Origin of the sequence: Streptomyces sp. AK08-02 (assembly GCF_033795085.1) — a bacterium.
Lineage (GTDB): Bacteria > Actinomycetota > Actinomycetes > Streptomycetales > Streptomycetaceae > Streptomyces > Streptomyces echiniscabiei.
In genome coordinates this window covers 14,357-36,402 of the sequence record NZ_JARAZV010000017.1, presented here as the reverse complement: position 1 = coordinate 36,402, position 22,046 = coordinate 14,357, and the positions used below count along the sequence as shown (strand labels likewise).

The 22,046-nt window shown below is 69.5% G+C and carries 18 protein-coding genes; 8 read left to right on the top strand and 10 right to left on the bottom strand.

The annotated features are described in order from the left end of the window. Positions 1-33: 33 nt before the first annotated feature. From uvrB to PV734_RS32480, 6 genes are all read left to right on the top strand, one after another. A complete protein-coding gene (gene uvrB / locus PV734_RS32505) occupies positions 34-2,172 on the top strand; it encodes an excinuclease ABC subunit UvrB (RefSeq protein WP_319293260.1) in 2,139 nt (712 codons plus the stop codon). Between the two features lie 226 nt (positions 2,173-2,398). Beyond that, the gene (locus PV734_RS32500; RefSeq protein WP_319093900.1) at positions 2,399-2,965 is read left to right on the top strand and encodes a TerD family protein; all 567 of its coding nucleotides are present in this window, start codon (positions 2,399-2,401) and stop codon (positions 2,963-2,965) included. A gap of 51 nt (positions 2,966-3,016) precedes the next feature. Continuing rightward, complete coding sequence (locus tag PV734_RS32495) at positions 3,017-5,068, top strand: TerD family protein (RefSeq protein ID WP_319093702.1); 2,052 nt, start codon at positions 3,017-3,019, stop codon at positions 5,066-5,068. 285 nt (positions 5,069-5,353) lie between these two features. Next, positions 5,354-6,355 carry a TerC family protein gene (locus PV734_RS32490; RefSeq protein ID WP_319093703.1) on the top strand — a complete coding sequence of 334 codons (1,002 nt, stop codon included), beginning with the start codon at positions 5,354-5,356 and terminating at the stop codon, positions 6,353-6,355. A gap of 127 nt (positions 6,356-6,482) precedes the next feature. Next, the gene (locus tag PV734_RS32485; RefSeq protein ID WP_319093704.1) at positions 6,483-6,797 is read left to right on the top strand and encodes a hypothetical protein; all 315 of its coding nucleotides are present in this window, start codon (positions 6,483-6,485) and stop codon (positions 6,795-6,797) included. Between the two features lie 260 nt (positions 6,798-7,057). Beyond that, on the top strand, positions 7,058-8,158 hold the full coding sequence (locus tag PV734_RS32480; RefSeq protein ID WP_319093705.1) for an ionic transporter y4hA: 1,101 nt from the start codon (positions 7,058-7,060) through the stop codon (positions 8,156-8,158). A 13-nt stretch (positions 8,159-8,171) separates the two neighbouring features. Here PV734_RS32480 and PV734_RS32475 read toward each other — a convergent pair whose 3' ends face one another. Together PV734_RS32475 and PV734_RS32470 are read right to left on the bottom strand one after the other, a co-directional pair. Further along, positions 8,172-9,443: an MFS transporter gene (locus tag PV734_RS32475; protein ID WP_319293258.1), complete on the bottom strand. Its 1,272-nt coding sequence runs from the start codon at positions 9,441-9,443 to the stop codon at positions 8,172-8,174. A gap of 92 nt (positions 9,444-9,535) precedes the next feature. Next, positions 9,536-10,582 (bottom strand): LD-carboxypeptidase, encoded by a 1,047-nt coding sequence (locus PV734_RS32470; RefSeq protein ID WP_319293256.1) that lies wholly within the window; start codon positions 10,580-10,582, stop codon positions 9,536-9,538. 103 nt (positions 10,583-10,685) lie between these two features. On the opposite strand from PV734_RS32470, the gene aroQ reads away from it, so the two are divergent. Next, positions 10,686-11,159 carry a type II 3-dehydroquinate dehydratase gene (aroQ, locus tag PV734_RS32465; RefSeq protein ID WP_319293254.1) on the top strand — a complete coding sequence of 158 codons (474 nt, stop codon included), beginning with the start codon at positions 10,686-10,688 and terminating at the stop codon, positions 11,157-11,159. A gap of 1 nt (position 11,160) precedes the next feature. On the opposite strand, the gene PV734_RS32460 is transcribed toward aroQ, so the two are convergent. The 5 genes from PV734_RS32460 to PV734_RS32440 form a co-directional block, all read right to left on the bottom strand. Continuing rightward, complete coding sequence (locus PV734_RS32460) at positions 11,161-11,889, bottom strand: amino acid ABC transporter ATP-binding protein (RefSeq protein WP_319293375.1); 729 nt, start codon at positions 11,887-11,889, stop codon at positions 11,161-11,163. Positions 11,890-11,924: 35 nt separating this feature from the next. Beyond that, complete coding sequence (locus tag PV734_RS32455; protein WP_319093709.1) at positions 11,925-12,833, bottom strand: amino acid ABC transporter permease; 909 nt, start codon at positions 12,831-12,833, stop codon at positions 11,925-11,927. Then, on the bottom strand, positions 12,830-13,714 hold the full coding sequence (locus PV734_RS32450; protein WP_319093710.1) for an ABC transporter substrate-binding protein: 885 nt from the start codon (positions 13,712-13,714) through the stop codon (positions 12,830-12,832). Before PV734_RS32450 ends, PV734_RS32455 begins: the two co-directional genes overlap by 4 nt. Positions 13,715-14,032: 318 nt before the next feature. Then, complete coding sequence (locus tag PV734_RS32445; RefSeq protein ID WP_319093711.1) at positions 14,033-14,689, bottom strand: MBL fold metallo-hydrolase; 657 nt, start codon at positions 14,687-14,689, stop codon at positions 14,033-14,035. Positions 14,690-14,718: 29 nt separating this feature from the next. Continuing rightward, positions 14,719-15,405 (bottom strand): maleylpyruvate isomerase family mycothiol-dependent enzyme, encoded by a 687-nt coding sequence (locus PV734_RS32440; protein ID WP_319093712.1) that lies wholly within the window; start codon positions 15,403-15,405, stop codon positions 14,719-14,721. 223 nt (positions 15,406-15,628) lie between these two features. Here PV734_RS32440 and uvrA point away from each other — a divergent pair, with 223 nt between their 5' ends. Further along, positions 15,629-18,607, top strand: a complete 2,979-nt coding sequence (gene uvrA / locus PV734_RS32435) for an excinuclease ABC subunit UvrA (RefSeq protein ID WP_319093713.1) — start codon at positions 15,629-15,631, stop codon at positions 18,605-18,607. Between the two features lie 94 nt (positions 18,608-18,701). Here the strand turns inward: uvrA and PV734_RS32430 are convergent, their stop codons facing one another. The 3 genes from PV734_RS32430 to PV734_RS32420 all read right to left on the bottom strand — a co-directional run bounded on the left by PV734_RS32430 (position 18,702) and on the right by PV734_RS32420 (position 21,768). After that, positions 18,702-19,613: a carbohydrate kinase gene (locus PV734_RS32430; RefSeq protein WP_319093714.1), complete on the bottom strand. Its 912-nt coding sequence runs from the start codon at positions 19,611-19,613 to the stop codon at positions 18,702-18,704. Further along, the gene (locus tag PV734_RS32425; protein WP_319293252.1) at positions 19,610-20,674 is read right to left on the bottom strand and encodes a LacI family DNA-binding transcriptional regulator; all 1,065 of its coding nucleotides are present in this window, start codon (positions 20,672-20,674) and stop codon (positions 19,610-19,612) included. Before PV734_RS32425 ends, PV734_RS32430 begins: the two co-directional genes overlap by 4 nt. Before the next feature lie 131 nt (positions 20,675-20,805). Beyond that, positions 20,806-21,768 carry a hypothetical protein gene (locus tag PV734_RS32420; protein WP_319093716.1) on the bottom strand — a complete coding sequence of 321 codons (963 nt, stop codon included), beginning with the start codon at positions 21,766-21,768 and terminating at the stop codon, positions 20,806-20,808. Positions 21,769-22,046 lie beyond the last annotated feature (278 nt).

Here is a 22,046-nt window from a genome sequence, read left to right as displayed (position 1 = left end):
CCCGTTGTCAGTGGGTGGCCGTACGGTGGATGCATGCGGCCAGTTTCCAAGATCGAACGCACGGTGGCGCCCTTCGAGGTCGTCAGCCCCTACCAGCCGAGCGGTGACCAGCCGACGGCCATCGCCGAGCTGGCTCGGCGCATCGAAGCAGGTGAGAAGGACGTCGTGCTCCTCGGCGCGACCGGCACCGGCAAGTCCGCCACCACCGCGTGGATGATCGAGAAGCTTCAGCGCCCCACGCTCGTCATGGCGCCGAACAAGACCCTGGCCGCCCAGCTGGCGAACGAGTTCCGTGAACTCCTGCCGAACAACGCCGTCGAGTACTTCGTCTCGTACTACGACTACTACCAGCCCGAGGCATACGTCCCTCAGTCGGACACCTACATCGAGAAGGACTCCTCGATCAACGAGGAGGTCGAACGGCTGCGCCACTCCGCGACCAACTCGCTGCTCACCCGGCGGGACGTCATCGTGGTCGCCTCCGTGTCCTGCATCTACGGCCTCGGTACTCCGCAGGAGTACGTGGACCGGATGGTCTCCCTCAAGGTCGGTGAGGAGATCGACCGGGACCAGCTGCTGCGCCGCTTCGTCGACATCCAGTACACGCGCAACGATCTCGCCTTCACCCGCGGCACGTTCCGGGTGCGCGGCGACACCATCGAGATCTTCCCGGTCTACGAGGAACTCGCCGTCCGCATCGAGATGTTCGGTGACGAGATCGAGGCCCTCTCCACCCTCCACCCGCTCACCGGCGAGATCATCAGCGAAGACGAGCACATGTACGTCTTCCCGGCCACCCACTACGTGGCAGGACCCGAGCGCATGGCGCGCGCCGTCAACGACATCGAGAAGGAACTCGGCGACCGTCTCGCCGAGCTGGAGAAGCAGAACAAACTCCTGGAGGCCCAGCGCCTGAGGATGCGGACGACGTACGACATCGAGATGCTTCGCCAGATCGGCTCGTGTTCCGGAGTCGAGAACTACTCGATGCACTTCGACGGCCGCCTTCCCGGCTCCCCGCCGAACACCCTCATCGACTACTTCCCGGACGACTTCCTGCTGGTCATCGACGAGTCGCACAGCACGGTCCCGCAGATCGGTGCCATGTACGAAGGCGACGCCTCCCGCAAGCGCACCCTCGTCGACCACGGCTTCCGGCTGCCCTCCGCGCTGGACAACCGCCCCTTGAAATGGGAGGAGTTCCAAAAGCGCATCGGGCAGACCGTCTACCTGTCGGCGACCCCCGGCAAGTACGAGCTGTCCCGTGGTGACGGCTTCGTCGAGCAGATCATCCGCCCCACCGGCCTCATCGACCCCGAGGTCGTCATCAAGCCCACCGAGGGCCAGATCGACGACCTGGTGCACGAGATCCGCATCCGGGCGGAGAAGGACGAGCGTGTTCTGGTCACCACGCTCACCAAGAAGATGGCCGAGGACCTCACCGACTACTTCCTGGAACTAGGCATCCAGGTCCGCTATCTGCACAGCGACGTCGACACCCTGCGCCGGGTCGAGCTGCTGCGCGAACTGCGCGCCGGCGAGTTCGACGTCCTGGTCGGCATCAACCTCCTCCGGGAGGGCCTCGACCTCCCCGAGGTGTCCCTGGTGTCGATCCTCGACGCCGACAAGGAGGGCTTCCTGCGCTCCGGCACCTCCTTGATCCAGACCATTGGCCGCGCGGCGCGCAATGTGTCCGGGCAGGTCCACATGTACGCGGACAAGATCACTCCGGCGATGGAGAAAGCCATCGAGGAGACCAACCGGCGCCGGGAGAGGCAGGTCGCGTACAACAAGGAGAAGGGCATCGACCCGCAGCCGCTCCGCAAGAAGATCAACGACATCGTCGCGCAGATCGCCCGCGAGGACGTCGACACGGAACAGCTTCTGGGCTCGGGTTACCGCAAGTCGAAGGACGGCAAGGCGGCCAAGGCCCCGGTGCCCGCACTCGGCGGCAAGGCCGCCAAGGGAGCCCGGACCGGCAAGGGCAAGGCAGGGGAGACGGTGCCCATCGACCGCCCCGCAGCCGAACTCGCCGACCAGATCGAGGAGATGACGGCACGGATGCGCGCCGCCGCGGCCGACCTGCAGTTCGAGATCGCCGCCCGGCTGCGCGACGAGGTGTCGGAGATGAAGAAGGAACTGCGGCAGATGAAGGAGGCCGGCCTGGCCTGACCGTCGCACGGGGCGGGTGGGGCGCCGGCCGCCGGCGTCCGTGAGCTGCGTCGTACGCGCAGTGTTGCAAGACCGACACAAAGTGCGCCCGAGGCTTCGGCACTGTCAGTGCCGCTGCGTAGGGTTCAGGTCATCCGCGGACCCCGCGGAAACAGGGGACGGCTCGAGAGGGGAACAGCGCGTGGTGGACGTATCCAAGGGTGGAACGCCCAGTGGCAGCGTCAATCTGACCAAGGGTCAGGCCATCAGCCTGCAGAAGAACGACGGGGGCACCCTGACCGCGGTGCGGATGGGCCTCGGCTGGCAGGCGGCACCCCGGCGGGGCCTGTTCGGGTCGCGTACGCGGGAGATCGACCTGGACGCCTCGGCCGTACTGTTCGCCGACAAGCAGCCCATGGACGTCGTGTTCTTCCGCCACCTGGTGAGCGACGACGGCTCCGTGCGGCACACCGGTGACAACCTCGTCGGCGGTGTCGGCCAGGGCGGTGACGACGAGGCGATCCTCGTCGACCTGCCGCGAGTACCGGTCCACATCGACCAGATCGTCTTCACCGTGAACTCCTTCACGGGGCAGACCTTCCAGGAGGTGCAGAACGCGTTCTGCCGTCTGGTCGACGAGACCAACGGTGACGAACTCGCCCGCTACACGTTGGACGGCGGGGGACAGTACACGGCTCAGATCATGGCGAAGGTGCACCGCGCGGGCGCGGGCTGGCAGATGACAGCTCTTGGCACGCCGGCCAACGGCCGCACCTTCCAGGACCTGATGCCGGCGATCCTGCCCCATCTGTAACCGGGCCGGGCGGCCCACGGAACAAGAGAACGACACGGGGGGACGAAGGCGATGACGGCCGAGCTGGTCCGGGGGCAGAACCATCCGCTCTCCCAGGTCCGCCTCGAAGTGCGGATCTCGGCCGGTGCGCCGATCGTGGTGGGGGCCACGATCGGCGACGAGCAGGGCAGGGTTCACGGCGTCGAGCGGGTGGCCCATCCAGGAGCTCCCACGCTCCCCGGCCTGGAGGTCTCCAGACAGGCGGCGGCCGACCACCGGCTCGCCGTGGACCTGGGTGCCATGCCGGAGTCCGTGCACCGGATCAGCGTGCTGCTGGCCCTGCCGTCGGGTGTGGGTGGGCCGGTCAGGTTCGGCGCCCTGGCCGCACCCTTCGTCGCCGTGACCGGCCTCGACGGTACCGAGGTCGCCAGTTACCGGATCACGGGCCTCGACGCCGAGTCGGCGGTGGTCGCCCTGGAGCTCTACCGTCGGCACGACGCCTGGAAGGTGCGCGCCATCGGCCAGGGATACGCCGGCGGCCTCGTCGAACTCCTCGCCGACCAGGGCCTCCCCGAGGCACGCCACCTCGCGGACGTCATCGACGAGGCGGTGTCCCAGGCCCACTCCCGCGCGGTGGCACCCCCGCCACCCCGCACCCCGGACGGCGATCGGACCCGCCGTACGGCGTCGTCCCCCGCACCCGCGCAGGCCACGTCGCCGTACGCGGCCCAGGGGCCGCAGGACACCCCGGTTCCCGGCGCCCCGGAGCAGGCCGCTTCCCCGGTTCAGGGGGACCAGGGCACTGCTCGGCCTTCGTCGCCGTACGAAGTCCAGGACCCGCAGAACACCCCGGCACAGGTCGGCCCACCGGGCGGTCCGGCGCAGGCCGACACCGCTGCCGGAGCTCCCATCGACTACAGCCATCCCAGCCGTCGTACGGCCGCTCCGCCACCGGCTCCGCCGACCGCGCCCCCGGCCCGGTCCGGTGAGTCCGCGCGGCCGGTCGCGGGCGACGCGACCGGATGGTCCATGGACGAGCGGCTCTACAACCAGGTCTGGGGCATGTTCGAGGACCTGGCGCGAACTGTCGCCGCCTACCGCAGCGCAGTTGACTTCGCCGACTCGCGTATGGAACAGGAGATCGACAAGGCGCTGGCAGATCCACGCAGCCGGGGCGGTGGCCGGGGCGACGCCGCCCGGGAGGCGGCCCGTGCCAAGCAGGCCCAACTCGTCGACCAGGCCCGCGCCGCCCTCGACCGCGACCTCTCCCAGCTGGCCGCCGAGGCCGAGGTCGTCGAGCCCGCGCTGCCTCTGGCGTACGCGCGCTGGGACAACCCGGTCTGGCACGGCTACCGCGTACCGATGGAAATGCCCATGGCGCTGCGAGTGGGCGACCTGCGGCTGCCCGAGAGTGCCGATCTGAGTGTCCCGATGCTTGTTCGGCTGCCGTTGGAGCGCGGCCTGTGGATCGACAGCGGCGGTGAGTCCGTCGACGGATCGCTCCTCGACTCCGACGAGCTGCGGCGGCTGGCCATGGACACGGCGGTGGCGCACGCGGCCCGGCTTCTCGCGGTCCATCCGGCGGGCGAATTCGCCGTGCACGTCATCGATCCGGCGGGTTCGGGAGCCCCGGCCCTCGCGCCGCTGTTGCGGACCGGTGTGCTCGCGGGCCCGCCCGCCGCCGGGGCCGCCGGTGTCGCGGACGTTCTGGGTCGGTTGACCCAGCGCGTCGACCTGGTGCAGATGGCGGTGCGCGGCGGTGCGGCCGACTCACTGCCGCCCGACCTCGACACCGCTCAGCAGCTGGTGATCGTCAACGACTTCCCGCACGGTTTCGACGACCGGGCGGTCACTCAGCTGCGGTATCTCGCCGACGAGGGTCCGGCCGTCGGTGTGCACCTGATGATGGTCGCCGACCGGGAGGACGCCGCCGCATACGGGCCCTTGCTCGACCCGCTGTGGCGTTCGCTGATGCGACTCACGCCCGTACCCGACGACCACCTCGCCGATCCGTGGGTCGGCCATGCTTGGACGTACGAGCCGCCGGTCGTGCCGCAGGGCAGCCAGGTGCTTCAGCAGGTACTCGGTCAGGTCGCGGCGGCCCGCCGTTCATGGAACCGCTGACCCTCACAGGCGCTTCACCAAGTATCCGTAAAGTCGCCTGACCTGCAGTTTTTGATTTTCTTTTACCAATCTCTTTACCTTTCCTTGGTGATTGGGGTACTGTCTTCCCAACGGAGGGGAGTACTCCCTACCTGCTGCGGCGTACCCGTCAATACGGATCAATCCAGATCCCGGGGCGTCGGCCCGCAGGCGTCCGGGCGCGTGAAGGAGCCCGGCTGTCGCGGGTGGAAGAGACCTCCGGTAGCGACGACGCTGAAATTTGCCGTTACTACTGCCGGAGGCGCAGTGAATGTTTCCGTGACCCTTTGGGTCCTTACCATCGTGGGTCTCGCCGCTCTGATCGCGGTGGACTTCTTCATCGGGCGCAAGCCTCACGACGTGTCGATCAAGGAAGCCGGAATCTGGACGGTCGTCTGGATAGCCCTGGCCGGTCTCTTCGGGGTGGGACTGCTCGTCTTCAGCGGCGGCGAGCCCGCCGGTGAGTTCTTCGCGGGCTTCATCACCGAGAAGTCGTTGAGTGTCGACAACCTCTTCGTCTTCGTCCTGATCATGGCGAAGTTCGCGGTGCCCTCGCAGTACCAGCAGCGCGTGCTCCTCGTCGGTGTCCTCATCGCGCTTGTCCTGCGCGCGATATTCATCGCCGCCGGAGCCGCGATCCTCGCGAGCTTCGCGTGGGTGTTCTACATCTTCGGTGCCTTCCTCATCTGGACCGCCTGGAAGCTGATCCAGGAGGCCCGCGCCGACGACGAGGACGAGGAGTTCGAGGAGAACAAGCTGCTCAAGGCTGCCGAGAAGCGGTTCGGCGTGGCCGACCGCTACCACGGCACCAAGCTGTGGATCGAGCAGAACGGCAAGCGGATCATGACGCCGATGCTGGTCGTGATGCTCGCGATCGGTACCACGGACGTCCTGTTCGCCCTCGACTCGATCCCGGCGATCTTCGGCCTGACCCAGGACCCCTACATCGTCTTCACCGCCAACGCGTTCGCTCTGATGGGCCTGCGCCAGCTGTACTTCCTCATCGGCGGACTGCTGAGGAAGCTGGTCCACCTCTCGTACGGCCTGTCGGTCATCCTCGGCTTCATCGGCGTCAAGCTGGTGCTGCACGCGCTGCACGAGTCCGGTGTCAACGTGCCGGAGATCTCCATACCGGTCTCCCTCGGAGTGATCTGCGGGGTCCTGGTCATCACCACGATCACCAGCCTGATGGCCTCCAGGAAGCAGGAGGCGCTCAAGGCGGCGCAGAACGACAGCGAAGGCGCTCCGAAGGACAGCATCGAGGCCTGACCGCGTCGGACGTAGGAACAACCACCATCGGGAGCGGTGCCCGGCGAATTGCCGATCACCGCTCCCGGTGCTTCGTTGGACGGTGAGCGTCCCTCGTCCGGGGACGCCACGGCCGGGTGGAGGCATCGTGGACACGCCGACGAAGTTCGTTCAGATCATCGACATCGAGACCGACCGGATGGAGGAGATGCGGGCGCTGGTCAAGGAGGCCGACGCGAGCCTCGGCGGCCGTGCCGGCGGACCCACGCACCGCCTCCTTCTGCAGGACAGGAACCAGCCCAACAGGTTCCTGGTGGTGCTCGAGTTCGACTCCCACGACGAGGCCATGCGCAACAGCGACGACCCGGAGACGAGCAGGATGGCCGAGCGGATGGCCTCGATGTGTACGAGGCCCCCGATCTTCACTGACTGCGACGTACGGGAGAAGACCGAGATGAAGTAGCGGCGCCGGGACGACCCAGTGGGCGCCCCGCGCGCGCCGGGCCCGTGCCGCCGGAGGACTCCGGGCCCGGTGAACCCGTGTGGGAGGCCGGTGCGAGAGGCCCGGTAAGGGAATACCCGACCCGTTCCGGGGCAGCGGATCGAAGCCGAGACAGAACGCGAAGGGAGCAGTGTGGAGGGCCGTATGTGGGGTTGTCGTCATGAGCGGGCGTGGATCGGTGTGCGGGTGCGTGGCGCATGTCTGTCGGCGGCGATCGCTGAATGATCGGCCAACTGCGGTCGCTCGCGACGCGGTGGACGGCCGTCGTGCCGGTCGCCGCAGTCGTCCTGCTGGTGTTCACCTGGGGACGCGACCTCCCCGGCGTGGTGGTCGCACTGGTGACACTGGTCCTCGCGGGAGCCGTGCTGGCCGCCGTGCACCACGCGGAGGTGATCGCCCACCGGGTCGGTGAACCCTTCGGCTCCCTCGTGCTGGCCGTCGCCGTCACGATCATCGAGGTCGCCCTGATCGTCACCCTGATGGCCGACGGCGGGGACAAGAGTTCCACCCTGGCCAGGGACACCGTCTTCGCGGCCGTGATGATCACCTGCAACGGCATCGTCGGGCTGAGCCTCCTCACCGCCTCGATCCGCCACGGGACCGCGGTCTTCAACCCGGAGGGCACCGGCGCCGCCCTCGCCACGGTCGCGACGCTGGCCACCCTCAGCCTGGTTCTGCCGACGTTCACCACGAGCAAGCCGGGTCCCGAGTTCTCCACCGCCCAGCTCACCTTCGCCGCGCTCGCCTCTCTGGTCCTCTACGGCCTGTTCGTGGCGACCCAGACCGTGCGGCACCGCGACTACTTCCTTCCGGTCTCCCGGCAGGGCGAGGTCATCACCGCGGACGGCCATGCCGAACTCCCTTCCGCCCGGGAGGTCAAGGTCAGCCTGGGACTGCTGGGCATGGCGCTCATCGGCGTGGTCGGCCTCGCGAAGGGCGTCTCGCCCACCATCGAGTCCGGGGTCGAGGCGGCCGACCTGCCGCACGCCGTCGTCGGCGTGGTCATCGCCCTGCTCGTGCTGCTTCCCGAGACCATCGCCGCGCTGCGCTCCGCACGTCGTGACCGGGTGCAGACCAGCCTGAACCTCGCTCTCGGATCCGCGATGGCCAGCATCGGCCTGACCATCCCCGCCGTGGCGCTGGCGTCCGTCTGGCTCTCCGGGCCCTTGGTGCTCGGCCTCGGATCCACTCACATGGTGTTGCTCGCCCTGACAGTGGTGGTGGGTTCGCTGACGGTGGTGCCGGGGCGGGCCACGCCGCTCCAGGGCGGCGTACATCTGGTGCTGTTCGCGGCCTACCTGGAGCTGGCCGTCAACCCCTGATCGCTGTTCCCCGTCACTCCGTGGCCGTCACGGCGGCGAGGCGGGGCACCGGCCTGGTCTCCGGCAGCAACGCGAAGCACCCCAGGCTGAACAGGGCGATCCCCGTCAGATACAGCCCCACACCCCACGGGACCCGGCCCCCGCCCTCGGCGAGCGCCGTCGCCACGATCGGCGTCAGCGCGCCGCCGAGGACCCCGCCGAGGTTGTAACCGACCGCGGCGCCCGTGCACCGTACGCGCGGCTCGTACAGCTCCGGCAGATACGCCGCGATCACCGCGAACATCGTGACGAACGCGATCAACGCCACCAGGAACCCGAGGAACATCAGCAGCGGTTCGCCGGTCGACAGCAGCGCGACCATCGGGCACATCCACAGGGCGGCCGCGACACAACCCGTGAGGCACAGCGGCCGGCGGCCGTAACGGTCCCCCAGGAGGGCCACCACGGGGGTCAGGGCGCCCTTGACGACGACCGCGGCCATGATGCAGGCCAGCATGACGGTACGACTGACACCGAGGCGTTCCGTCCCGTAGGCGAGGGACCAGGTCGTCACCGCGTAGAACACCGCGTAGCCGACCGCGAGCGCGCCCGCTGTCAGCAGGACCAGCCGCCAGTGGTCGCGCACCACTTCGGCGAGCGGCACGCGCGCGTGGTCGTCGATCTCCAGGAAACGCGGACTCTCGGGGAGCGAAGAACGCAGCCAGAGCCCCGCCACGGCGAGTACCCCGGCCGCCCAGAACGGCACCCGCCACCCCCACGAGGCGAACTGCCCCTCCGTGAGGGAGACGGACAGCACCAGCATCACGCCGTTGGCGAGCAGGAAGCCCACGGCGGGGCCGACCTGCGGGAAGCTCGCCCACAGAGCGCGCCGTTCGGCGGGAGCGTGCTCCGCGGTCAGCAGGACCGCCCCGCCCCACTCCCCGCCGAGCCCGAGCCCCTGGAGGAAACGCAGCGCCAGGAGGAGCACGGGAGCGGCGGTGCCGATCGACCCGTAGGTCGGTAGGCAGCCGACCGCGACCGTCGACGCCCCGGTCAGCAGCAGGGAGGCGACCAGGACCGGCCGCCGCCCGTGCCGGTCCCCGATGTGCCCGAACAGCACCGACCCCAGCGGCCGGGCGAGGAACCCCACCCCGAACGTCCCGAAGGCGGCCAGCGTCGCGGCCACCGGCGAGAACGTCGGGAAGAACAGGGGCCCCAGAACGAGTGCGGCCGCGGTGCCGTAGACGAAGAAGTCGTAGAACTCGATGGCCGTCCCCGCGAGCGAGGCGGCGGCCAGCCGCACCATGGAAGGCGCCCTTACCCTGCGTACGTCGTGCATGCCAGGTCAACTACCCACGGTGACTGCGCGTTACGGGGGCGTGCGGGAGACGACCGGGATCAGTACGTCACGGTGATGCGCCGGTCAGGGCCGTCCACCCGGATCGACCCTCCATAGGGGAGGACGAGTTGCGGGTCCGTGTGTCCGAAGTCCACGTCGAAGACGGTCATCAGGCCGGGGGCGTACGTGCTCAGCGCGCGCCGGACCGCCTCCTGCTGCTCGGCGGCGTAACGGTCGCCTTCCTCCGGGCTGTTGGGGCGTTCGAAGGACCAGGTCTTCGCGCGGCCCATCAGCAGCGCCGAGAAGCGCTGGAGGAGGCCGCGCTCGCCCATGTTGCGCAGGGTGCGGAACACCTCCTCGCCGCTCGGCAGCTCCTCCGAGGTCTCCAGGAGCAGTACTCCGCCGTCGTACACCGCCAGATCGTGGGAGATCTCCCGGTCGGCCATCAGCAGCCAGCCGAGGATCTCCAGACAGCCGCCCCAACTGCGGCCCTCCACCACGCGGTCGGCGTTCAGCCAGGTCCAGCCGGCGCCGGGACGGGTCTCCGGTTCGGCGTCGAAGGTCGCGGGGTCGGCCCAGTCGCGGTTGACGTCGTTCCAGCGCTCGGCGGGCCGCAGTTCGTACTCTCCCGACGTGAACAGGGCGGCCCGCAGGGACTCGGCGGTCAGCGGGGCCATGGCCACGGGACGCCCCAGCGCCGTCATCACGGTCGCGCCGTGGTAGCCGACGATCCCGGTGTTGTACAGGTAGGCGAGCAGGTTCGTGTTGTCGCTCATCCCGAAGAACGGCTTCGGGTTCGCCCGGATCAACTCCCGGTCCAGGAACGGCAGGACGGTGATCTGGTCGTCGCCGCCGATCGTCGCGATGACCGCCTTGACGGCCGGATCGGCGAACGCCGCGTGGATGTCGTCGGCGCGCTCCTGGGGCGTCGAGCCCAGCTTCCGGGTCGCCGGATACTCGACCGGTTCGAGCCCGAACTCCTTCCGCAGCCGCTCCAGCCCCAGTTCGTGCGGGCGCGGGAAGAGGCCGGGGAGGGCGGCGCCCGGCGAGATGACGGCTATGCGGTCGCCGGGTGAGGGCTTGGGGGGATAGGCAGGGGTGGTCATGCCGGGACAGTACGGGCCGCCCCGTTGTCGGCGCACCGTGATAAACCGGGGGCTGAGCAGCGGTCCTCGACAGGCCGCCACCCCTGAACGGACCGGAGGAACCGTGCCCCGCACCCTCGCCAACGCCCCGATCATGATCCTCAACGGGCCCAATCTGAACCTCCTGGGCCAGCGCCAGCCGGAGATCTACGGTTCCGACACGCTCGCCGACGTAGAGGCCCTGTGCGCCAAGGCGGCGGCCGGGCACGGCGGCACGGTGGACTTCCGCCAGTCCAACCACGAGGGCGAGCTGGTCGACTGGATCCACGAGGCTCGCCGCGACCATGCCGGCATCGTCATCAACCCCGGCGCCTACTCGCACACGTCCGTCGCGATCCTGGACGCGCTCAACACCTGCGACGGCATGCCGGTGCTGGAGGTGCACATCTCCAACATCCACCAGCGCGAGACGTTCCGGCACCACTCGTACGTCTCGCTGCGTGCCGACGGTGTCATCGCGGGGTGCGGTGTGCAGGGGTATGTGTTCGGGGTGGAGCGGGTCGCCGCGCTGGTGAGTGCGGCGACCTCGGAGGCGTGACCTACAGCCGCCCGGCCTCCACGATCCGCCGCAGGAACTGCCGCGTGCGCTCCTGTTGCGGATCGCCGAACACCTGCTCGGCCGTGCCGCGTTCCAGGACCACACCGCCCTCCAGGAAGCAGACCTGGTCCGCGACATCGCGGGCGAAGTCCATCTCGTGGGTGGCCAGCACCATCGTCATGCCGTCGCCCTTCAGATCCCGGACGACGGCGAGGACCTCGCCCACGAGCTCAGGGTCGAGGGCCGCGGTGACCTCGTCGAGGAGCAGCAGCCGGGGACGTACGGCCAGGGCGCGGACGATCGCCGCCCGCTGCTGCTGGCCGCCGCTCAGCCGGTCCGGGTACTCGCCCGCCTTCGCGCCCAGCCCGAGCCGTTCCAGCAGCTCACGGGCGTACCGCTCCGCCTCCGCGCGGTCCACGCCGTGCACCCGGCGCGGGGCGAGGGTGATGTTCTCCAGGACGGTCATGTGCGGGAAGAGGTTGTACGCCTGGAACACCACGCCGATGCGGCGGCGCACGGCGTCCTGGTCGGTCCGCGGGTCGGTGATCTCCTCGCCGTCCAACCAGATCGCGCCGTCGTCGATGTCCTCCAGCAGGTTCGCGCACCGCAGGAGCGTCGACTTGCCGGAACCGGACGCGCCGATCAGAGCGGTCACGGTGTGCGGGGCGACCTCCAGATCGACGTCCCGCAGGACGACCGTGTCACCGAAGGTCTTGCGCACGGCCTCCATGCGCAGCACGGGGGAGGAGCTGTCGGGGACGTCGCTCACAGTGTTCCTCCCTGCGCCCGCTGCCGGTCCATCCGGGCCGTGACCCAGTCGGTGAAGCGGGTCATCGGGATGGTCAGTGCGACGAAGACCAGTCCCGCGACGATGTACGGCGTGTAGTTGAGGCTGCGGCCCACGATGATGTCGGCCGCGCGTACGGCGTCGACAGCGCCGCCGATCGAGACGAGCCCGGTGTCCTTCTGCAGGGACACCAGGTCGTTGAGCAGCGGCGGCACCTGACGCCGGACGGCCTGGGGCAGCACGACGTACCGCAGTGCCTGCCGGTTGGTCAGCCCGAGCGAGCGCGCCGCCGCCCGTTGCGACGGGTGCACGGACTCGATGCCGGCCCGGAACACCTCGGCGACGTACGCCGAGTACGTCAGCGTCAGCGCGGTACCGCCGAGGAGCACCGGGTCCACGGTGATGCCCGTCAGACGCAGCGCCGGGACGCCCAGGACGACGATCATCAGGTTGATGATCAGCGGCAGACCGCGGAAGAAGTCCGTGTACGCGGCGGCCAGCGCGCGCAGCGGGAAGAACACCGGGCCCCGCAGGGTGCGCGCGATGGCGATGAGCATGCCCAGGACGAGCACCGCGACACCGCAGATCAGCAGCAGCCGGACGTTGAGCCACAGCCCTTCGAGGACCTTGGGGAACGCCTCGCGCGCGTACTGGCCGTTGAAGAACGTCTCCTTGGTGCGCGGCCAGCCCGGCGCGCTCACCACGACCAGGTAGAGGACCACCGCGGTGACCAGGGTGGACAGCGCGGCGATCGACGTGGCGCGGCGCGCGCGGGCGCGTTTGTACCGCTCACGGTCGATCCGCCGCTGCGAGGGGACGTAACCGTCGCCCCGGTCCGGCAGGTCGGCCGGGTCCTCCTGCCCGGACTCCTCCTTCACTGCGGTCACTTGAGCACCGGAGCGTCGACGGCGTCCGACAGCCACTGCTTCTCGATCGAGGCGAGCGTGCCGTCCTTGCGCAGGGCGTCCACCGCGGTCGTCACGCAGGAGGTGAGGGCACTGCCCTTGTCGAGCACGAGTCCGAACTGCTCCGGCGTGCCGCCCTGGTTCTCGAACTGTCCGACGATCTTCGCGTCGGTCACCTCGGCGGCGGTGATGTAGAAGGCGGTCGGCAGGTCCACGACGATGGCGTCGACCTGACCGTTCTGCAGCGCGGACTTGGCCTGGTCGTTCTTGGCGTACGCGGCCGGTTCCTGGGTCGGCTTCACCACGTCGTCGATGTAGTTGAGGCTGGTGGTGCCGACCTGGGCGCCCAGCTTCAGGCCCTTGAGATCGGCGATGCCGGTCGCCTTCGCGGCCTTGGAGTTCTTCAGCGCGATGACGGCCTGGCGGACGTCGTAGTAGCCGGACGAGAAGTCCACGGCCTTCTTGCGTTCGGCGCTGATCGACACCTGGTTGATGTCGAAGTCGAAGGTCTTCACCCCGGGCGCGAACGCCTTGTTGAAGGGCACGCTCTGCCACACGACGTTCGCCTTGTCGTAGCCGAGCTGCTTCGCCACCGCGTACGCGACCGCCGACTCGAAGCCCTTGCCGTTGGCGGGCTTGCCGTCCTTGAACCACGGCTCGTACGCGGGTTCGTCGGTGGCGATCGTCAGCTTGCCCGAGGTCTGGGTGGCCAACTTGCCCTTGGCGCAGGCCGCTCCGGCCGTCCCGGTGGGTTTGGCGGCGCTCTTCTCCTCCGGCTGCGGGGCGCAGCCGACAGCGGTGGCGAGTAGGGCGACAGCGGCGGCGGAGACTACGCGGCGCAGCGTATTGGCGGCAAGGTACATGGCGGGAGAGTGGCAGCGGAGCGTGCCATTTGTCCAGGTCACAGGCGGAATTGTCCGCATAGTGGGAACGTGTGTTGCGTTCTTGTGAACGCCGGGGCCGCCGACCGAGGGCGGGGATCGACAGGTCGGCGGCCCGTACCGCTCAGGAGCCGTCATCCTGTGCGGGGCTGCCTTTCAGTGGACTACGCCAGGGCGCACGCCGGGAGCGCGTGCGCGCTCCCGGTATGTGTGTTCCTTTCGCACGGGGCGTGCGGTCATCAACTGCGCGCCCCCTGGCTGGAGTTCACCACCCCGTGGACGGGGTCTTCCCTCGCCGGCTCACCAGCCCCGCGCGTGCCATTCCGGCAGGTGGGGCCGCTCGGCGCCCAGGGTGGTGTCGCTGCCGTGCCCCGGGTAGATCCAGCTCTCGTCGGGGAGCGGACCGAAGATCTTCGTCTCCACGTCGTGGATCAGGCTGGCGAAGGCCTCCGGATCCTTGCGCGTGTTGCCCACGCCACCGGGGAAGAGACAATCCCCGGTGAACACGTGCGGATGTCCGTGCGGGTCGTCGTAGACGAGCGCGATCGAGCCCGGCGTGTGCCCGACCAGATGACGCGCGGTGAGCTCCACGCGGCCGACGCGGATCGTGTCGCCGTCGGCGACCGGCACGTCAGTCGGTACGGGGATGCCCTCGGCGTCGTCCCGGCCCGCGTAGGTGCGGGCCCCGGTGGCCTCCACGACCTCCGCGAGCGCCTGCCAGTGGTCCCCGTGCTGGTGAGTGGTGACGACCGACGCGATGCCGTCGTCACCGATCAGTGTGATCAACGTATGGGCGTCGTTCGCCGCGTCGATCAGCAACTGCTCGTCCGTGGCCCGGCAGCGCAGCAGGTAGGCGTTGTTGTTCATCGGGCCCACCGCGACCTTGGTGATCATCAGGTCCTGCAACTCGTGCACATCGGCAGGGCCGCCGACCCTCACCGCTCCGCTGTACGTCATGGCGTGCAGCCTATAGCGACGCCGGTGGCCTAGAGCGGGGGCAGTGCGGGCAGCGCTCCGCCCGAGACGTCCAGGCCCGCTCCGTCGCGTCGGCCGCAGAGCCACCCCAGCGACTCGGGCGCCGACCCGGTGACCGTGACCTCGGGCTCGGCGGCCTCGATTCCTGTGCTCCACGCGCGCGTGCCGTCCGTGATCGCCGTGGGCGGCACCTCGGGGTGGCCGGTGAACCGGTCGGCCAGGAACGTGATCTCCCGCTCCGTGAACTCCGCGGAGAGGTCTTCGAGCTCGTATCCGATCCCCAGGTCCACATGGTGCAGCTCGACCTCGGCCCAGCGGCGGAACGGCAACGCGGAGACGGTGTCGGTGACCCCGTTGCGCAGCTCCACCGTGCGTGACCAGTCGACGGTCGCTGCCCACAGCTCCTGGAGGCGGGCGGCGCTGTCGCGTACGTCCGAGAGCTGTACGTCGAGGGGGCGCGGGGAGTCCCGGTCGATGTCGGCGTCCCGGGCCTCGGCGGACGCGTACATCGGGCGCCCCGCCATGACGTTCGCGAGAGCGTCCGCGTTGCGGGCGAGGTGGGCGAGTACGTGGCCGCGGGTCCAGCCCGGCAATCGTGACGGCTCGGCCATCGAATCGTTGTTCAGTTTCGCCGCCGCGGTGAGCAGCCGTTCCGTCGCTTCACGTAGAGATGCCAGGTCGCGCACATGATCAGCCATGGTGCCGACGATAGTCGCGCCACACGTTCGGGTGAAGGTGGTGGGCTACACCCGTAAATCGAATGTGCGTGCTATATGGTCGAGTGCGGCGTCGGGCATGCTGGATGGCCGGGGATTGTTACCTCCCCAGGAATCCGACCGGCGTTGTCAGTGGCTCCCCCTAGTCTGAAAAAGCACGGGGGCCCCGCCCCTGTCACTTCTCTCAAGAAAGGTGCGGACCGGCGTGGCCGACCGTCTCATCGTCCGTGGCGCGCGCGAGCACAATCTCAAGAATGTCTCGCTCGACCTCCCGCGCGACTCGCTCATCGTCTTCACGGGCCTGTCGGGGTCGGGCAAGTCCTCCCTGGCCTTCGACACGATCTTCGCCGAGGGCCAGCGCCGCTACGTCGAGTCGCTCTCGTCGTACGCACGCCAGTTCCTCGGCCAGATGGACAAGCCCGACGTCGACTTCATCGAGGGCCTCTCGCCGGCCGTCTCGATCGACCAGAAGTCGACCTCCCGCAACCCGCGCTCCACTGTCGGAACCATCACCGAGGTGTACGACTACCTCCGCCTGCTCTTCGCGCGCATCGGCAAGCCGCACTGCCCCGAGTGCCGTCGGCCCATCGCGCGTCAGTCGCCGCAGGCCATCGTCGACAAGGTACTGGAGCTGCCGGAGGGGAGCCGCTTCCAGGTGCTGTCGCCGCTGGTGCGCGAGCGCAAGGGCGAGTTCGTCGATCTCTTCGCGGATCTCCAGACCAAGGGCTACTCCCGCGCGCGGGTGGACGGCGAGACGATCCAGCTGTCCGACCCGCCCACACTGAAGAAGCAGGAGAAGCACACCATCGAGGTGGTCATCGACCGCCTCACCGTCAAGGACACCGCCAAGCGTCGACTCACCGACTCCGTGGAGACCGCCCTGGGTCTCGCCGGCGGCATGGTCGTGCTCGACTTCGTCGACCTCCCCGAGGACGACCCCGAGCGTGAGCGCCTCTTCTCGGAGCACCTGTACTGCCCGTACGACGACCTGTCCTTCGAGGAACTGGAGCCCCGCTCCTTCTCCTTCAACTCGCCCTTCGGCGCCTGCCCCGACTGTTCGGGCATCGGCACGCGCATGGAGGTCGACCCGGAGCTGATCGTCCCGGACGAGGACAAGTCCCTCGACGAGGGCGCCATCCACCCCTGGTCGCACGGCCACACCAAGGACTACTTCAGCCGCCTCATCACCGCCCTCGCGGACGCGCTGGGATTCCGTACGGACATCCCCTTCGCGGGCCTTCCGCAGCGTGCCAGGAAGGCACTCCTGCACGGGCACAAGACCCAGATCGAGGTCCGCTACCGCAACCGGTACGGCCGGGAGCGCGTCTACACCACGCCCTTCGAGGGCGCCGTCCCGTTCGTGAAGCGGCGGCACAGCGAGTCGGAGAGCGACGCCAGCCGGGAGCGCTTCGAGGGCTATATGCGCGAGGTGCCCTGTCCCACCTGTGAGGGCACCCGCCTCAAGCCGATCGTCCTCGCGGTCACGGTGATGGAGAGGTCCATCGCCGAGGTCGCCGCGATGTCGATCAGCGACTGCGCGGACTTCCTGGCCGAGCTGAAGCTCGACCCCCGTGACAAGAAGATCGCCGAGCGGGTGCTCAAGGAGGTCAACGAGCGGCTGAAGTTCCTGGTCGACGTGGGTCTCGACTACCTCTCGCTGAACCGCGCGGCCGGCACGCTCTCCGGTGGCGAGGCCCAGCGCATCCGCCTCGCCACCCAGATCGGGTCCGGACTCGTCGGCGTCCTGTACGTCCTCGACGAGCCTTCCATCGGGCTGCACCAGCGCGACAACCACCGGCTGATCGAGACCCTGGTCCGGCTGCGGGACATGGGCAACACGCTCATCGTCGTCGAGCACGACGAGGACACCATCAAGATCGCCGACTGGATCGTCGACATCGGCCCCGGCGCGGGCGAGCACGGCGGCAAGGTCGTCCACAGCGGCTCCCTGAAGGAACTGCTCGCCAACGACGAGTCGATGACCGGGCAGTACCTGTCCGGCAAGAAGGCCATCCCGCTGCCCGACATCCGGCGCCCGCAGGATCCCTCCCGACGGCTCACCGTGCACGGAGCCCGCGAGAACAACCTGCGTGACATCGACGTGTCGTTCCCCCTGGGTGTCCTCACAGCCGTCACCGGGGTGTCGGGATCAGGCAAGTCGACGCTGGTCAACGACATCCTGTACACGCACCTCGCCCGCGAACTGAACGGCGCCCGCAGTGTGCCGGGCCGCCACACGCGCGTGGAGGGCGACGACCTCGTCGACAAGGTCGTCCACGTGGACCAGTCGCCCATCGGCCGCACCCCGCGGTCGAACCCGGCGACGTACACCGGTGTCTTCGACCACGTCCGCAGGCTCTTCGCCGAGACCGCCGAGGCGAAGGTGCGGGGTTACCTGCCCGGCCGCTTCTCCTTCAACGTCAAGGGCGGCCGCTGCGAGAACTGTGCGGGCGACGGCACCATCAAGATCGAGATGAACTTCCTCCCGGACGTGTACGTCCCGTGCGAGGTCTGCCACGGCGCCCGCTACAACCGGGAGACCCTGGAGGTCCACTACAAGGGCAAGTCCATCGCCGACATCCTCAACATGCCGATCGAGGAGGCCCGGCACTTCTTCGAGGCAGTCCCGGCGATCGCCCGCCATCTCAACACGCTGCACGACGTCGGCCTCGGCTACGTCAGGCTCGGCCAGTCCGCCACGACCCTGTCCGGCGGCGAGGCCCAGCGGGTGAAGCTGGCCAGCGAACTCCAGAAGCGTTCCACCGGCCGCACGGTGTACGTCCTGGACGAGCCGACCACCGGTCTGCACTTCGAGGACATCAGCAAGCTCCTCAAGGTCCTCTCCGGCCTGGTCGAGAAGGGCAACACGGTCATCGTCATCGAGCACAACCTCGATGTCATCAAGACCGCCGACTGGGTCGTCGACATGGGCCCCGAGGGTGGCGCCGGCGGCGGTCTCGTCGTCGCCGAGGGCACGCCCGAGGAGGTCGCCGGGGTCCCCGCCAGCCACACCGGCAAGTTCCTGCGCGAGGTCCTGGGCGCCGAGCGGGTCAGCGACGCCACCGCGGTGAAGGCCCCGCGCAAGACGGCCGCCAAGAAGGCGGTGGCGGCCAAGAAGACAGCCGGGACCGCTGCGAAGGCCGCTCCGGCGAAGAAGACGACAACCAGGGCCCGCAAGGCCTGAGCCGGTCACGAGTCCGGCCGGCAGGGTGAACACGGCGGCTCGCGGGAACTCCCCGCGGGCCGCCGCCCGTTTGCCCCCGTCGGCCGAACTGCCCCTACAGGTCGCCCAGTTCGGCCGCGTACGGCGGTTCCGCTCCCGCTCGTGAGCAGGTGATCGCCGCAGCGCGCGCCGCGAGACGGAGCAGGCCGGTCCAGCCGTCGGGGCCGAGGCCGGCCAGCGCCGCCGGGGACAGCGCGTCCCGGGCCGACAAGCCGTGCAGCAGCGCCGCGTTCACGGTGTCGCCGGCGCCGATCGTGTCCACGACGTCGACCTCCTCGCCCGGCACGGAGTGCTCCGCGCCGTCACGGGTGAAGACGGTCAGCCCGTCGCCGCCCCGCGTGACCACGACGGCGGAGGGACCGGCGGCCAGCCATTCGCGCGGGGTTCCGCCGAGCCACTTCGCGTCCTCCTCCGAGAGCTTGAGCAGCGAAACCGACGGCAGCCAACTCGTGAAACGGGTCCGGTACGCGTCCGCGTCGGGGATCAGCACGGCCCTGATGTTCGGGTCGAGCGCGGTGAACACGCCCTGTGCGGCGGTCCTCCGCAGCAGTTCCTCGTACGCGCTCGCCCCGGGCTCCAGGACCAGGGAGCAGGTGCCGAAGGACACCGCCCGAACGGTGGCGGGGAGCCCCGCCGGGGCCGTGAACAGCCGGTCGGCGGTGCCCTCGACATGGAAGGAGTAGGCGGCGGAGCCGTCCGCGCCGACCGAGGCGACGGCGAGCGTCGTAGGCTCACTGCCGCGCTGTACGGACGACACGTCGACGCCCGCCTCGCGCAGCCCGTCGAGCAGCGCCTCACCGAATGCGTCGAACGAGACGCGTGAGCAGAACGCGGTGGGGGAGCCGAGGCGGCCGAGGGCCACCGCCGTGTTGTACGGCCCGCCGCCCAGCGCCGGTCGCAGATCCGCGAGGGCGCCCGCCGCACGCGGTACCAGGTCGATCAGTGCCTCACCGGCGACGACGATCACGAGCGGGGTCCTCTCTCGGTCCGGCGGGGGTTCTCACGGCGCTCCGGGCCGGCACACCCGCACGACTCACGATGGACGAACGTGCACGGGAGCCGCACGGTCCGGGTCGGGCGGTCGGGGTCGGCCAGGCGTTCCAGGAGCAGACGTACGGCCTCGGTGCCGATGTTCCTGCCGGGCTGCGCGATCGCGGTGAGCCCCGGAGTGAAGAGGTCGGCCCAGTCGAAGTCGTCGAAGCAGCACAGCGCCAGGTCGCCGGGCACGGTGAGGCCCCGTTCGCGCAGGGCGCGCAGGGCGCCGATGGTCATGGCGTTGTTGGCGGTGACGAGGGCGGTCGGGGGCGCGGCGAGGGAGAGAAGGGCTGTGGTGGCCCGCTCGGCGCCCTGCGACTCGGAGTCGCCGTGGGCCACCAGACGTTCGTCGTGGGGCAGCCCGGCGGACGCGAGGCCGATGCGATAGCCGGTGATGCGCTCCGCCGTCGTGCTGAGGCCCGGGCGGCCCGCGACCAGGCCGATGCGCCGATGACCGAGCTCGGTGAGGTGGGCCATGAGCCGGGCCATGGGTTCGGCGCTCTCGGCACACACCTGGTCGAAGCGAGGGGTGCCGTCCGAAGAGGTGTCGAGCACCCGGTCCAGAAACACCGCCGGTACGTCGTGCCGGGTCAGGTAGGCGACCAGGGCGCCGGGATCCGCCGAGGGGGCGACGATCATGCCGTCCACGCGTCGTTCGTGCAGCAGCTGGACGACCTTGCGCTCGTGCTCCGGGTCGTCGTGCGGATCGGCGAGGAGAAGGCTGTAGCCGTGCTCCAGGGCCCCGGACTCGACGCCCTGGAGGATCTCCGTGAAGTACGGGTTGCTGATCGCAGACACCGCGAGGCCGATGGACCGCGTCCGTGCGGTGACCAGGGAACGGGCCAGCGTGTTCGGGGTGTAGCCCAGTACCTCGATGGCGTCGAGGACGGCCTGCCGGGTCGCGGGGCGTACGACGCGGGTCTCGTTCAGTACGTGCGAGACGGTCGCCACGGACACGCCCGCATGCCGCGCGACGTCGGTCATCGTCGCCATGGGGTCCCCGCCTTCCCGCTCTGGTCGGGCTTCGATGGCGGCAACGTATCGCATTCACCGGGAGACGTAAACGCTTGCGCAAGCGTTTACGTAAGCGTTTGCGCTTGCCCTGCTCTCTCACTTCGAGATCGTCACTCCCAGTCCCAGCCGATGCCCAGGATGCCCGGGCGCAGCCTCGGCTCGACGAGGTGGACCGAGCGGTGGAGGGCGCTGACCGGCAGGTCCTGGCGGCCACTGCGGGGTGCCGCGGCCGAATGCTGGGCGAACCGGTGACACCGCACCGGCAGTGACCCGTCGTCGAAGCGGACCTGGAGCGCGTACTGGCCGCCCGCGACACCGAAGCCGCGGACGTACTCGCGGGACACCTCCGCGGTGCCGTCCTCGACGGCGTACCGGAAGAGGAAGGTGTCGCCTGCGCGCAGCTGTGTGTCGAAGAGGAGTTCGGCGACGAGCACCCCGGTGTCGTGGTGCCGTCGCATCCGCCCCGTGCGGCAGTTCTCCAGGGCGTGGACCGACATACGGTCGGGTGCGCAGCCGGGGTCGCCGTGGTGCACGGCGACGAAACGGTCAATGCCGTCCCGGTGGGCGCGCACGATGTGGTGGGCCTCACGGGTCAGGAACTCACGACGGGTACCGATCCGGACACGTTCGTGCAGCCCGAGGGTGTGCAGGCCGCCGTCCAGCGGCGTCCCCAGCTCCGTCAGGAGCTGTTCCAGGACGCCGGAGGCCTCCACCAGGGAGCGGTACGAACGCGCGGCGGGACGCTGCGTGCCGACGTGTTCGTCGTCCCGGGCCAGGAGCCGTATCAACGACTCGTCCGGCAGCTGGAGGATCTCCTCCAGGGCTCTCACGGCTCGTAGCGACTCGGGGCGCTGCGGGCGGCGGGCGCCCTGCTGCCAGTAACTCAGGCTGGTGACGCCGACCTTGACCCCGTACCGCCACAGATGGTGCTGGACGCGTTGCAGCGGCAGACCGCGCGCCGTGATCGCGGCCCGCAGGGCCATGTGGAAGGGGCCGTTCCGTAGGGCCGTGTCGAGTTCAGCGGCGGCGTCCACGGTGATGACGTCGTCCGCGTGGGGTGAGCCTTGGCGCATACGGGGCCCTTCTGTGAATGATCACGGCGGCTGGTCGGGCCGCGCGCGTGGGTCGGATGAGGCCGCCCGGTATCCGCACGAGGCGTCCCGCCCTCGTGTCCTGGTGTCCTCACGTACGTACGCGGCCGTTCACCGCCCCGAGTTCCCCCGCATTGAAGCGTGTTGACCAAGGCGCGACAACACCTGCGGCGCAACACGCGCGACCACCGATGCTCTCCCTCCCGCCGGGCGCTTCCCGGTGCCCGGCGGTCGCCGTCCACAGGATCACCGCGCTGTCA

Excerpts from the sequence above, each read along its gene's own strand:
- PV734_RS32460 (WP_319293375.1), bottom strand. The coding sequence starts at position 11,889 with ATGGAGGCCGTGCGCAAGACCTTCGGTGACACGGTCGTCCTGCGGGAC.
- PV734_RS32475 (WP_319293258.1), bottom strand. The coding sequence starts at position 9,443 with ATGGTGCGGCTGGCCGCCGCCTCGCTCGCGGGGACGGCCATCGAGTTC.
- PV734_RS32440 (WP_319093712.1), bottom strand. The coding sequence starts at position 15,405 with ATGGCTGATCATGTGCGCGACCTGGCATCTCTACGTGAAGCGACGGAA.
- PV734_RS32420 (WP_319093716.1), bottom strand. The coding sequence starts at position 21,768 with ATGCGCCAAGGCTCACCCCACGCGGACGACGTCATCACCGTGGACGCC.
- PV734_RS32450 (WP_319093710.1), bottom strand. The coding sequence starts at position 13,714 with ATGTACCTTGCCGCCAATACGCTGCGCCGCGTAGTCTCCGCCGCCGCT.
- PV734_RS32425 (WP_319293252.1), bottom strand. The coding sequence starts at position 20,674 with ATGGCGACGATGACCGACGTCGCGCGGCATGCGGGCGTGTCCGTGGCG.
- PV734_RS32445 (WP_319093711.1), bottom strand. The coding sequence starts at position 14,689 with ATGACGTACAGCGGAGCGGTGAGGGTCGGCGGCCCTGCCGATGTGCAC.
- PV734_RS32495 (WP_319093702.1), top strand. The coding sequence starts at position 3,017 with ATGACGGCCGAGCTGGTCCGGGGGCAGAACCATCCGCTCTCCCAGGTC.
- PV734_RS32480 (WP_319093705.1), top strand. The coding sequence starts at position 7,058 with ATGATCGGCCAACTGCGGTCGCTCGCGACGCGGTGGACGGCCGTCGTG.
- PV734_RS32470 (WP_319293256.1), bottom strand. The coding sequence starts at position 10,582 with ATGACCACCCCTGCCTATCCCCCCAAGCCCTCACCCGGCGACCGCATA.
- uvrB (WP_319293260.1), top strand. The coding sequence starts at position 34 with ATGCGGCCAGTTTCCAAGATCGAACGCACGGTGGCGCCCTTCGAGGTC.